9 protein-coding genes and 1 pseudogene are annotated in these 12,748 nt (G+C 38.2%); 4 read left to right on the top strand and 6 right to left on the bottom strand.

The annotated features are described in order from the left end of the window. Positions 1-277: 277 nt before the first annotated feature. A complete protein-coding gene (locus tag BLR93_RS15385) occupies positions 278-793 on the bottom strand; it encodes a pyridoxamine 5'-phosphate oxidase family protein (RefSeq protein WP_093216454.1) in 516 nt (171 codons plus the stop codon). Positions 794-1,074: 281 nt separating this feature from the next. On the opposite strand from BLR93_RS15385, the gene BLR93_RS15380 reads away from it, so the two are divergent. Then, positions 1,075-1,473 (top strand): (deoxy)nucleoside triphosphate pyrophosphohydrolase, encoded by a 399-nt coding sequence (locus tag BLR93_RS15380; protein WP_093216452.1) that lies wholly within the window; start codon positions 1,075-1,077, stop codon positions 1,471-1,473. Positions 1,474-1,487: 14 nt separating this feature from the next. Here BLR93_RS15380 and BLR93_RS15375 read toward each other — a convergent pair whose 3' ends face one another. From BLR93_RS15375 to BLR93_RS15365, 3 genes are all read right to left on the bottom strand, one after another. After that, positions 1,488-4,301, bottom strand: a complete 2,814-nt coding sequence (locus tag BLR93_RS15375) for a DEAD/DEAH box helicase (RefSeq protein WP_093216449.1) — start codon at positions 4,299-4,301, stop codon at positions 1,488-1,490. 133 nt (positions 4,302-4,434) lie between these two features. Further along, entirely contained in the window at positions 4,435-5,328 is an 894-nt protein-coding gene (locus BLR93_RS15370; RefSeq protein WP_245690172.1) for a glycerol kinase, read from the bottom strand. A 177-nt stretch (positions 5,329-5,505) separates the two neighbouring features. Then, entirely contained in the window at positions 5,506-5,799 is a 294-nt protein-coding gene (locus BLR93_RS15365; RefSeq protein ID WP_093216446.1) for a hypothetical protein, read from the bottom strand. A 168-nt stretch (positions 5,800-5,967) separates the two neighbouring features. Here BLR93_RS15365 and BLR93_RS15360 point away from each other — a divergent pair. Further along, positions 5,968-6,697: pseudogene (locus BLR93_RS15360) on the top strand (DsbA family oxidoreductase). 26 nt (positions 6,698-6,723) lie between these two features. Here the strand turns inward: BLR93_RS15360 and BLR93_RS15355 are convergent. Together BLR93_RS15355 and htpG are read right to left on the bottom strand one after the other, a co-directional pair. Further along, a complete protein-coding gene (locus BLR93_RS15355) occupies positions 6,724-7,710 on the bottom strand; it encodes a flagellar basal body-associated FliL family protein (protein WP_093216444.1) in 987 nt (328 codons plus the stop codon). A gap of 174 nt (positions 7,711-7,884) precedes the next feature. Next, positions 7,885-9,765: a molecular chaperone HtpG gene (htpG, locus tag BLR93_RS15350; RefSeq protein ID WP_093216441.1), complete on the bottom strand. Its 1,881-nt coding sequence runs from the start codon at positions 9,763-9,765 to the stop codon at positions 7,885-7,887. Positions 9,766-10,048: 283 nt separating this feature from the next. On the opposite strand from htpG, the gene BLR93_RS15345 reads away from it, so the two are divergent. Beyond that, positions 10,049-11,614 carry a phosphodiester glycosidase family protein gene (locus tag BLR93_RS15345; protein WP_093216439.1) on the top strand — a complete coding sequence of 522 codons (1,566 nt, stop codon included), beginning with the start codon at positions 10,049-10,051 and terminating at the stop codon, positions 11,612-11,614. Between the two features lie 214 nt (positions 11,615-11,828). Next, positions 11,829-12,275: a hypothetical protein gene (locus tag BLR93_RS15340; protein WP_093216436.1), complete on the top strand. Its 447-nt coding sequence runs from the start codon at positions 11,829-11,831 to the stop codon at positions 12,273-12,275. Positions 12,276-12,748 lie beyond the last annotated feature (473 nt).

Below are 12,748 nucleotides of genomic sequence, written 5' to 3'. Positions count from 1 at the left end.
AAATAACGGGAGTATATCCCTTTATGTACTCTCCATAATTAGTTTAATAGTTATACAACTAACTTAATAAGCAATGAATTTATTATCTCGATTTAACCAGTATTACTGATTTGGAGAATCGGTTCTACTATTCGTTTTTATGGCTATCATAGCGCCAATAGGATTTCTATATATCTATTTTGCAAACGGCCCTTTAGGAGAAGTTGAGGAGATCCACGATTTATTCCTGCGAATCCATTATAAAAAGCCACGGGAAAATCCCATGGCTTTTATCTACCTATCGCGTATTATTATCAAAGTGTACGGTTTCTTTTAAATCATTGCCTTCTTCCATGGAATCGTTGTTGGTCATCTTTTTCATAAATTCCTTTACCGTCTTCATACTTTTGCCAGACTCCCAATACTCAGCTATGTCGGGTGTCACTTTTACCAGTACAACATTAGGATCGTCGGCAGAGGTGTTTAACACTTTTCCAACGATTGGATTCCAAAAGTCTTTTTTCTTTTCCTCGTCCTGGACAAATTCTGCAGTACCGCTAATGGACACGTAGGAACCATCTGCGTAGGCCAAGTTGACTTCGGCGTTTTGGCTGATGTCGCGGTACTTGTCCGTATCTTTTTCGGTAAGGAACCATATTTCTTCTTCATCAAATTGGACTTCCTGCGTCTGCATCGGCCTAGACATTAATTTGCCATCCGGTGAAACCGTCGTCAGCATTGCCACCTTTTCGTCTTTAATTAAGTCTTTTATCTTTTTGATCGTTTCCTGGTTATATGATGCATGATTTGCCATTTTGCTGTCCTCCTTATTGAAGCGAATCAAATTCTTTTACACACGAAAAAAGTCGTAATTTTTTTAGCTTTTTTCATTCATTACCCTAATTTAAGTACAATTACTCTTACCACTTCGTAGCGGCAATATGTAAAAAGAGAATACAATAAGGAGCCTTCTTTCACTGTAATCCTGGCCTGTTATTCGTATATTAATGTAACTCTCTCCTCTTATTTTATGTGTCACAAGGATAAAGAACATAAAGTGATATGATAGAATAAAAATGCTGGGAGGGAATGAAGTTGAAAAAAACTGTAAAAGTTGTTGCGGCAATTATTGAGAATGAAAAGAATGAAATACTCTGCGCCTTACGCTCTCCGTCTATGTCGATTCCAAACATGTGGGAGTTTCCCGGAGGTAAAGTGGAAGAGGGCGAGGACGTCTACTCTGCTCTTGAAAGAGAGATCGATGAAGAAATGAACGGAAACATAACGGCAACAGAAGTATTTAATCAAAACATCCATGAATATGAGAATTTTATCATTGAGTTAATTGCTATTAAATCTAACCTTGTTGAGGGAACTTTGGTACCTAAAGAACACTCAAAACTTATTTGGTTGAAAAGAGAAAACTTAGCTTCATTACAGTGGGCGCCTGCTGATATACCAGCGGTTGAACAATTAATAACTGAAAAAGTATAGTCCCTTTAAGGTGACTATACTTTTTCAGTAAACTCAATATATAAAGCTGTTGGTACTTCATTCTCTAATTCAATAGTTGTTTTTATTGGTTTCTCACCTTCATACTTTATTACGTTTCCTTTTCCAATATAGATGTATGGCTCGGTTTTGTTCTTTTCAATCTCTTTGTATTTTCTTACGAATAGATGGAGGTTAATTCCACGTTGTTTATTATGAATAATATTCTGTCCTCTTTCAGAAGAAGGTGCTGTACTATTTGGTGATTCCCATTGGAAATAGTTTTGATCCAGAAATTTATCATTATAATTGATACTATCTTTAATATCCTCCTCTTTATGCAGGTCGATAAATAAAAAGAAGTCATTTCCGTTTACTAATAATCCTGAACCCCGAAAAGCACTATGTGTCTTTCGATAATTGGATAGTAAGGCTGCATCAATCATTTGGTATTGCTCATACAGTTTAAAATGAGGTATGCCGTAGTATGTATCTTTAAATTCACGCTCATAGCGAAAAATGCCATAGTCAATTGCATCTTGAATATAATCCTTATAAATTTCATTATCTATTAAATCACTAAACATAGATGTCTTTCTTAGTTTTCCGTCGAAATGCTCAACCAATTTTGGTTTATTTTTATTTTGGACACTGTCATAGTAATCCTGATTTAAATATTCAAAAGCATGTAAAATACTATCTAATTCTACATCTTCAACTACCTTTAATACCTCTCGGTGTGCTGTTTCCAATGTAACCTCCTCATGGCTGAGAAGATATTTGGCAATTACAAACTCATAGATACGTTTTAATGGAAGCATGCTAGATAGTTCCTTTAATGTATCTTCAAAGTTTTCATTCATTAATAACATTTTAAGTTGGTCATCTTTCTCAATCTTTGCTATAAAACGTAAATACGTTTTATCTTTCGCAATAAACTTTACAGGATCAGGAGCCCCATCATACTTTAAATAATCTAATAAATGGTATGGAATATGACCTTGATTTTGTTTTTTAAATTCGAAATATTCTTCTTTTAAGTATTTCATGGAATTAAAGTTTTCTTTGTCTATTTGGGCTAAAATCCGATCTTGAGAAATTTGGTCCATTTGAATATGGGTTGCTCCTGGGATATTAGCAAACCCAGTAGAAATTGCTACCTTTAAGCTCTCTTTATCATAGTATCTACTGCCATTAAGGGCTACTGCGATTAAAAAAGTTTTACTATGATTACCAATAAAATCCAAGACAGTCAAGAACTCTTTGTTTTCATATTTACGCAACCCTCTCCCCAACTGTTGAATAAAAATAATTGGGGAATTAGTTGGCCGAAGCATTAGCACCATATTAGCTGACGGGATATCGACTCCTTCATTGAAAATATCCACGGTGAATATGAACTCTAACTCGTCTTCTTGATCCTCTAACCTCTTAATATACTCTTCTCTTTTAGAAACTGGGTCATCTCCATTTAGGCTTACACTCTTATAGCCTTTTTTATTAAATTCTACTGCCATATAGTCGGCATGGTTTTTACTCGCACAAAAACCTAAACATTTTCTCTTCGCACCATCATGGCCGTAAAAACCCACCTTCTCAATGATAAAATCAGTGCGCTCATTGACCTTTAATCGCTTTGTAATCTCATCGATATTATCCAGTGATAAATCACTAAGATCGATTTCTTCAATATCCGTTATACCAAAGTAATGAAAAGGAATTACCAATTCGTCTTCCAACGCTTCATGTAATCGTACTTCCAATGCCACATTATTATTAAACAACTCAAAAATATTATGATGGTCACTTCGTTCAGGGGTTGCCGTCATTCCTAGGGTGAACTTAGGGTGAAAATAATTAAGCACCCCTTGATAAGTATTAGCAGTAGCATGATGTGCTTCATCAATTACGATATAATCGAATTCCCAAGGATCAAATTCTCGGTAGCATCGTGATATCGTTTGTATAGTAGCAAACACATAATCACAATCTTGTTGCTTGTAATTTCCTGTTAATAACCCAAATGATAGTCCTTCATTTGGAAGCAATTTCTCGAATGTTTCTTTTGCTTTTAATAAAATTTCTTCGCGGTGAACGACAAACAGCAAACGCTGCGGCTTAAAGTTCTTCACATCAAACGCTGACATATACGTTTTTCCGGTACCTGTCGCTGCAATAACTAGAGATTTATTTTCTCCAAACGAGCGGAGGCGTTCTAAGTTTTCCATTGCACGTCTTTGCATCCGATTTGGAGTGATATACTCTGGTCTTTCGTACATCATATGACCTAGTCTAGGAACCTTTTCAAAACTTCTAATAAATTCTTCATATTCTTTAATAAACATCTCATCTGCTACAATACTTTTGTCCCACAAACTATCAAACTCTTTTAATACTCCATGTATAAAACTAGCTTTCCGCTTAGAGATGATTTCTACATTCCATTCAATGTTGCTCTTCAAAGCGCTTTGGGTAATATTGGACGAGCCAATAATAACTTTATAACTATCTTGGTACTCAAATATGTATGCCTTTGTGTGAAATCCAACTTCTTTATCTGTCACAAAAACCTTTAAATCTATATTATTGAACGTTTTCATTCTTTCCAGTGCTTTAGCATCTGTAAAATTAAGATAAGTAGATGTAAGTATTTTTCCTTTAATGCCCTTCTTCTCTGCTGCTCTTAAAGGATCTAATAGCAACTGCAAACCACTAAAATTAACAAAAGCAACGCTAAAGTAAAAACTCTCACATGTTTCTATTGAACTTGCTAGTTCTTTTAGTAAGTTCCCTTTTTCTGAATTAACGACTAGCTTGGTATCTTCACTCATGATGCATGCCCCTAATTTTTATTATTTATTTCTACCTATTTTACCATAATTATACATTAGATAACATTACATTAAGACTCGCGTACATTCGTATCAAATTCACGCTTCCGAAAAAATTTTTAAATGAGAATCTTTAATACGCCTGAATGCCAAACTTCAATAATTTCTTTGGTAAAATATCATCCAAATTTTGAATGTCAGCATCATGAAGCTGAATAAGATTAAATCCATATTTTTCATAGATTCTTAATTTTTCTTGTTTTCTTGCCGCATATTTAGGGTCTTCTTCCAACCCCCAGTATTCTATGTAAACTTTGCCTACAGGTAAATAAAAATCAGTATAAACATCTTCTTCAATAGGTAACTTTCTCTCGTAGGCATGTGCAATTTCAGACATATATAGCCAATTATCTATTAGCATTTCGGCCCTAGACCTTACGTAATGACCATCAGCAGATCTATGTTTAGCTTCATACTTGTCTCTAAAGCCTAATGCGTTACTTTGCTCCGACTCTATCTCTTGCTCAGGTTCATTTCCTAGTAACTCATTCATCGTTTCTACTAACCGCTTATTTTTTAATATGTTTGCTGGCCAATTCACATATGGAACCCCTGTTTTATCATACTCCAACTGTTTGCCACCAATGCTCTTACCAAGCTTTGTTACAGTCCATCCTTTCACAGCCTTCTCCACAAGTCCTAGCTCTGATAAAATTGGATTCATCTTGAATTTTGATATTCCAAAGTGATTACTTAAAGCTGTTGCATTTAAAAGCTGGTCATTCGCCGTATTGAACATAGTATGATGTTTTATGTCTTCTTTCCAAGCAATGTATTCCCCAACTTTAGGGTGCTTTTTTATGGTGCCGCCTATTTGTTTCCCTTTCTCGGTTAATACCCAAGTGTCATCTTTTCTGTTTATCAATCCATTTGATAGACAAATTTGAAACACTTCTTTTACATTCATATTCAATTCTTTGGAAAGTGCTGTTGTCGAAATATACTTCACCTTGTCAGTTGCACTCACTTTTCATCCCTCATTTACAATTTTCTGCTAATTCCATAGTACTTCCTAAGTATGAAGGAAACAATAGATTGAGGGAAAAAAGCAAGTCTCTTAAGTAAGAACTTTATAAAAAAGTAAATAAAGTGCTCTAAATACTACAAAGCCAAATACTCCCTAAAAAGTAATTGGCTCTATAAATTACGGCTGCACTTCATCATCTAACGCATTCAAATTAGTCAACGCCCTCTCCATCTGATGCTGCGTGTCTTCCACCCGCAGTTGAGCGTCTGTTAATGGCTCGCTTGAAGTGCCGCTTCCGTTGATTGCCTTCCCTCTTGCATCTTGGATTTTCCACTGCACTTCACGTAATTGTTCTTGAAGTTGTTTAATTCCCTGCAGGTCGGCATTGTTTTTTGCCTCGTTAGCTGCCCGCTCTAATTCCTGAGAAACTTCAACCAACTGCTGGATCTCATGTTCGTTTTGAATAGGCATTCGTTAACCCCCTCTGTGTTTTCTACCTGTTAGCTTTTCCAGAGTTCCCTTCATCTACTCTGTATTTTTAATTAAATTTATGTAGAGAGTGCTTGTGAGCAGGATTATCCGATTTTTACAATTGCTGTGCTACAATTGCGATAAACTAATCGAACAGAGGTGTTTCTTTTGAAAATAGAAGTATGGTCCGACTTTGTCTGTCCGTTTTTATATTGGCAAGCGGCGTTTAGAGATGGCGCTTGAACAATTTCCGCATAAAGAGCAGATAGAGGTTGAATACAAGAGTTTTGAACTCGATCCAACTGCTCCTAAATATACCGATCAAAGCATTTACGAAGCATTGGCTGCCAAATTCCAATCCAGCGAAGCACAAGTCAGGGAAATGAACAAAGGCCTCATTCAACAGGCAGCCGATATTGGGCTGACCTACAATTACGATGACATGAAACCAACAAATACCTTCGATGCGCACCGTCTAGCTAAATTTGCACGGACGCTGGACAAGGAAAAAGAACTTACCGAAAACCTGCTGCACGGTTATTTTACCGATTCGAAAAACGTTGGAGATACGGAGACCCTTGTCGATATCGCAGAAGCCACGGAAATAGACCGAAACAAAGTACTGGAAGTATTGAACGATGAAACTGCATTCGCGGATGAAGTGCGAAATGAAGAGAAAACTGCTCAACAAATTGGAGCAACTGGGGTTCCTTTCTTTGTGGTGAATAATAAATACTCCATTTCCGGTGCCCAACCTTTAGAAACCTTTAAAGGAGCACTAGAAAAGATTTGGGAAGAAGAAAATCCGAAACCCAAGTTTCAAGATCTTTCCCTTGATGGAGACAACGGGGCTGTTTGTACAGATGACAGCTGTGCTGATCCTACTGATAAGAATTAATTACAGGCTAAAAAAGCGTTTGGAGTTCAATTCTCCAAACGCACTACCTCCGGTTTCCCTGCTTTCCAGGGACTTTGTTTGTACATAACATAGCTCGGATTACCTTTTCCAAAGTTCGTATCGACCATATAATACAAATCACCGCTATTTAACAAAATCGGATTTCCTGTATGGCTGTCGTTCTCTGTGAGTTGCGTTTTTTCTCCATTGGAATCCCGGTAGTACAATTCATACTTATAGGTCCCCGGTCCATCCTTTCCGGGCATGGAATAAATGACCCCGCCGTCCTTCCGGTTGGAGGCCAGATCGTAAACCTGCTCTGTTTCTGTCAAAATGGTTTCGCTATTTTCAGGGTTTTCAAAAGGTATTTCGATAATATTATTATCCACCGAAACATACGCACCATCTTCTCCGTTTGTATAAGCAATTCCCTTAATCTCCTTGCCATCCAGGCTAGTAAGCTGTTCTTCATACAAATCGTTTAAGTGAAGCCGGTACGCCTGAAAGTCACTGCGGACTCTTCCGGTGATTCCTCCCATATCTTCGTAAGAATTGGCCCGATAATACAGCAAACTGTTATCCTTTGAACCAACTTTCATTTCCATGATAATCGAGCTGCTTTGAAGTAATTCGGTTTGTTTTTGCGTTTCTAAATGATAACTGTAAATATGGCTCAGCAGCGTTCTGTTTGAGATAATGTCATTGGTCGCGTAATATAAGGTTTCCCCGTCTGTACTGAAATCGAGCGACACTACCGGTTCGTTAACGGATATAACTGTCGAATTTTCTTTTGATTTGCGATTATATACATTGATTACATTGTTTCCTTCTGCATCGTAAGTCACATATGCTGTTTTCCCTTCCCCGGTGACACTGTATGCATGTTTTAAAGGAGGCTGTTTTGCCGCATCCTCCTCTGCGTTTTCGTCTTTCGAAAAATACCAGGACAATCCTGCCATGATGCCGAGCAGTAGCACGATACTAACGATGATGATCATCCAGAGTTTCTTCATAAAAAATCCTCCTTGTCCCTATATTCCGGCACCTTTCTCTCTTATCATTCTATATACAAAGAAAATCACCTTTTAACTTTTTGTTAAAAGATGATTTCCGTTCTGGCCTTTAATGGAAATGGCAATAAGCTACTCCCCAGCTTCGTACCAGGCCCTATTGAAGTCTAAAATTATTTAAGCAGTCACCATTACCTTGCACATATTATTGGTAAGTTCCACTGGATCCTCGACAGGTAATCCTTCAATTAACAGGGCCTGGTTATACAAAATATTGGTGTAAAGATTTAGTTTATCTTTATCATTCTCGAAGGCATCCTCCAAAATGCCGAACACTTCATGACTTGGATTAATTTCCAATACTTTGTCCGCAGAAATCTGCTGGTTGTCTGGCATGGCGTTGATGACTTTTTCCATTTCGATGGAAATTTCACCATCCGCAGTCAAGCAGACAGGGTGTGTCTTCAAGCGTTTGGACACCCGCACTTGTTTGATTTTCCCGTTCAGCTGCTCTTTCATATAATCGAACAGTTCTTGATGTTCTTTTTCATCGATTTCGGTAGCTTTTTCGTCTTCTGACTCCAACCCTAAGTCATTACTGGAGACTGATTTAAATTCTTTATCTTCATACGTTGCCAGCATCCGAATCGCAAATTCATCAATTTCTTCGGTGAAGTAAAGGATTTCGTATCCTTTATCGGCTACAAGCTCTGTTTGCGGCAGCTTGTCGATGCGGTCGATCGATTCTCCTGTCGCATAATAAATATACTTTTGATCCTCAGGCATTCTTGAAACATATTCAGCCAATGTTACCAGCTTCTTCTCTTTAGAAGAATGGAATAGAAGCAAATCCTTCAGCACATCTTTGTTGGCACCAAACTCGTTATATACGCCAAACTTCAATTGTCTGCCAAAGGAATTGTAAAATTTCTCATAATTTTTCCGATCATCTTTTTGCAGACTTAGCAGCTGGGACTTTATCTTTTTGTTAATGTTTTTTGCGATTAGCTTCAGCTGTCTGTCATGCTGGAGCATTTCACGCGATATATTTAAAGAAAGGTCTTCAGAATCGACTAACCCTTTGACAAAGCTGAAATGATCCGGAAGCAAATCGGCGCATTTTTCCATGATCAGTACGCCATTGGAATACAGCTCAAGCCCTTTTTGATACTCCTGTGTATAGTAATCAAACGGACGGTTTTCCGGGATAAACAAAATCGCATTGTAACGAATCGTACCGTCTACACTTAAGTGGATATGCTTTAGCGGCTTATCAAATCCATACCGCTTTTCACGGTAGAAATTCTCGTAATCTTCATCCGTTAGCTCGTTTTTGTTCTTTTTCCAAATCGGAACCATACTGTTGATCGTTTCTTCTTCTACATAATCAACATACTCATCATCGTCATCATTTTTTTCGCTTTTCGTTACGTCCATTTTAATTGGATAACGAATAAAGTCAGAGTACTTCTTGATAATTTCTTTTAGGCGATATTCTTCCAAGAACTCATCATATTTCTCATCCTCTGTGTTCTCTTTTAACTTTAACGTAATGACCGTGCCCACTGTCTCTTTTTCAGCAGGCTCAATGCTATAACCGTCAGTACCTTTTGATTCCCACTTATATGCTTCATCACTGCCAAGCGCTTTACTTGTTACGGTCACGACATCCGCTACCATAAATGCTGCATAAAAGCCTACTCCAAATTGACCAATGATATCGTGGCCATCTTTTACTTCATTTTCATTTTTGAAATGAAGAGATCCGCTTTTAGCGATTGTCCCGAGGTTTTTCTCAAGCTCTTCCTGTGTCATGCCAATACCAGTATCAATCATTGTTAACGTCCGGGCTTCCTTGTCTGCCACGATCTTTATGTAGTAATCACTTTGATTAAAGGTAAGATTTTCATCAGTCAATGCTTTGTAATAAATCTTATCGATTGCATCACTTGCGTTTGATATTAATTCCCGTAAAAACACTTCACGCTGTGAATAGATTGAGTTGATCATCAAATCCAGCAAGCGTTTGGACTCCGCTTTAAATTTTCTTTTTCCCATTTGCAACATCCCCTTTTGGATAAGTTATTTGGCGTTATTAGTGAAATAGAAATACACGTCTTAGCACTCAAAGCTTAAGAGTGCTAATGCCTAACAAATAAATATCACATCTCCTAAATGGTGTCAATATCCATGATTAATCATGGGCAAGAAACCAACTTGAGCTGCTTTTATATAGTTTTTTTTAGAGATGTTAAAGCGGAAGGAATACAATTGTGTCCATTGAATAAGGGTGTGTAATGCAGGAAACGCTTTGCCAATCTAAATCAAGGAGGAATGAGCAATGGGACGAACGAATATCGGTAAGTTGGCTATCTCTCTGTTGTTTATGATTATGCTTTTGTTGGCAGCTGCTCATGAAGGCAGCCTGGCAATGAGCAATTCAGGCACTGCCACTCTGTTAACTGAAACGGAAAATGTGCCGGAAACACGAAAAGTCACTGAATTATCTCCTGGAGTTACACATACGGAGATTGACAAGGGGGTTGAAGCGCAGCAAGCATTTTATACAGCGGAGCTTGATTTTTTTAACAACAAAAAAGAAGCCCTGGAACTGCAAAAAAAATTAAGGAAAAAAGGATTCCATGCCACCATCCATACGATTAAAGATCCGAAACACATTGTGACAGATATAGCCGATAAAACGATTGGCCATGCCGTACAGGTCGGACAGTTTGCTACCAGGGAAGAGGCTGATATTCAGGCAGATAAGTTGAGGGCTAAAGGGTTTACTGTCTCACGGGTTGCCTATTCCGAATATGATGGGACGCGGAAAAGCACTGGGCCATGGAGCATTGATGTGCTGGAAATCGACCCCGGTGAATTTAATGGAACTATCCAAACCGGATTAGGCTACGGACAAATACAAGGGAATGAAGCCCTGTCTTCCATGGTAAAAAGAAAAAATGCGTTTGCTGCTGTGAATGGCGGCTACTTTGTTGTAGGAAGCAGAGATGGAACCCCAGGATCCCCTGCCGGTACATCCGTACTTAATGGTGAGTTGATCAGTGAATCTGTCGGGGAGCGGACCAGTTTGGCTTTACAGGAGAACAATGCAGCAATTGGAAAGGTGAAGACGGCTCTTAAGCTTGAAACAGCTAATGGAGAGTCACGGATCATCGATGGTCTCAACCGCATACCCGGCCTAATTCGAAGCTGCGGCGGCACGGATGATGCACCATCCGATTTGCCGATGCACGATGTTACCTGCACAGATAAGGAAGAAATCATTCAATTTACCACTGCATTTGGGGACACCACCCCTGCAACCGGTGATTATGAAGTAATCCTGGATGAGCAGAACCATATCGTATCCGTTAAGGAGGGAAGCGGCAGTCCGATACCTGAGAGTGGCACAGTACTTCTGGCGACGGGAGATGCTGCCGATTGGCTTAGGAAAAATACGCAAATCGGGGAAACAGTAGACGTTGAGGAACAACTCTTTATCGATGGAAATGCCGTTTCTCCTGAAGAAACGATGAACATCGTCAACGGTGCTCCCCGCTTGCTCCAAGATGGCCTGATTGCTATTAACGCCAAGGAAGAAGGTTTTAACTGGAGCAATGAATTCTATTACAACTTTGCGTTATACCGCCACCCAAGAACACTTGCGGGTATCAAAGAAAACGGCAATCTTCTGTTCGTGACAATCGACGGCCGCAATCCCGGTACGAGTATTGGTTTGAATTTTTATGAGAGTGCACAACTGTTGCAGAATTTGGGAGCTGTAGAAGGCATGAACCTTGACGGAGGCGGCTCGACAACAATGGTCATCGGCGGGGAACTCGTTAATACCCCGTCGGGTGGCGCGGAGCGGGCAATCGCAGAGGGAATTTTTCTCATGGAGTAAGAGAAATCGGCAGGGGCTGTTGCTCCTGCTTTTTTATGCCTACCAGTAGTTTAAACTAGTTTTTTGTCTGGAGGGACAGCACCGCTTCCATCCATTTTAAGATACCAATGTCATTGAATAAAAGAAAACCAAAAAACAGTTTACAAAATTAAACAGTTTCCTTCTTTTATTTATATAGAGTGAAAAATACTTTATATAAAAAGGGGGTTTTTAAATGTTTTTTATTGATTTAGATAAGCAAGAAAGAAAGAAAATGATCAAAATCATCGAAAAACACCTGAAGAATTACAACAACTATAAGGTAGCAGCTATTAACATAAAAAAACAAATAGAGCGTCTCTTACCTCCCCAAAAAATGCCTGAGGGAACAAGAAGGGTAACTGCCGTTGGCAATCATGAAATATTGGAGAATGAATTAACGGAACTGGAAATATTAATGGCATCGATAGAGCGGGCAATAGCGGAGTTGTCCTCTATTGAAAAGGAATTCATCCAATACCGTTATTTCAACAGTTGGTCGATCGAAAAATCAGCAATGGAAATCGGATACAATGATAAGGCCCTTTTCACGATACGGAATCAAGCAATGGATAAGCTTATCATAAGCTTGGGTGGGCTGGTGTTCACGGAGTTTTCCAAGGAAACCGAGAAAATCAATTAGCAATATAATTAGTGAGTTCCTTACATGTAAAGCGAGAAGAAAAGGAGTATTCATTCGCTGAGAAGTATTAAAAAAGCAGGCAAGGTATATGTCTGCTTTAAATAACATTTTTATAGAAATAACCAAAAATAATCAACCGCAATACCAAAACATATTATTAGCAAACCTATTAAAAAGTGAACTTTTATTTTGTTTATCCCTATCTTTTCAAATAAATAAACCACTATAAATAGAGTAACGAAGAGTTGTACACTTTTAAACAGATAATTTTCTATTAAAAAGAAGCTGGGATTACTTTGATATATAGCAGATATTAAACCCAACAAAAAAATAATAAGCGGAATCCTTAATTTCCAGTTCATTTAACCCACCAAACTTTCCAGATTTTATTTTATCTATATTATATACCAAAGTATTCTACGGAGCGTCTACACTACTAGATTGACTTATTTTTTCAGAACTTGAATAAAAAT

Origin of the sequence: Sediminibacillus albus, assembly GCF_900101125.1 — a bacterium.
Taxonomy (GTDB): Bacteria; Bacillota; Bacilli; order Bacillales; family Amphibacillaceae; genus Sediminibacillus; species Sediminibacillus albus.
Note: the sequence above shows the minus strand (reverse complement) of the source record. Positions and strands in the feature narration are given on the sequence as shown.

Coding starts and splice junctions, on each gene's coding strand:
- BLR93_RS15345 (WP_093216439.1), top strand. CDS start 10,049: ATGGGACGAACGAATATCGGTAAGTTGGCTATCTCTCTGTTGTTTATG.
- BLR93_RS15375 (WP_093216449.1), bottom strand. CDS start 4,301: ATGAGTGAAGATACCAAGCTAGTCGTTAATTCAGAAAAAGGGAACTTA.
- BLR93_RS15365 (WP_093216446.1), bottom strand. CDS start 5,799: ATGCCTATTCAAAACGAACATGAGATCCAGCAGTTGGTTGAAGTTTCT.
- BLR93_RS15355 (WP_093216444.1), bottom strand. CDS start 7,710: ATGAAGAAACTCTGGATGATCATCATCGTTAGTATCGTGCTACTGCTC.
- BLR93_RS15385 (WP_093216454.1), bottom strand. CDS start 793: ATGGCAAATCATGCATCATATAACCAGGAAACGATCAAAAAGATAAAA.
- htpG (WP_093216441.1), bottom strand. CDS start 9,765: ATGGGAAAAAGAAAATTTAAAGCGGAGTCCAAACGCTTGCTGGATTTG.
- BLR93_RS15340 (WP_093216436.1), top strand. CDS start 11,829: ATGTTTTTTATTGATTTAGATAAGCAAGAAAGAAAGAAAATGATCAAA.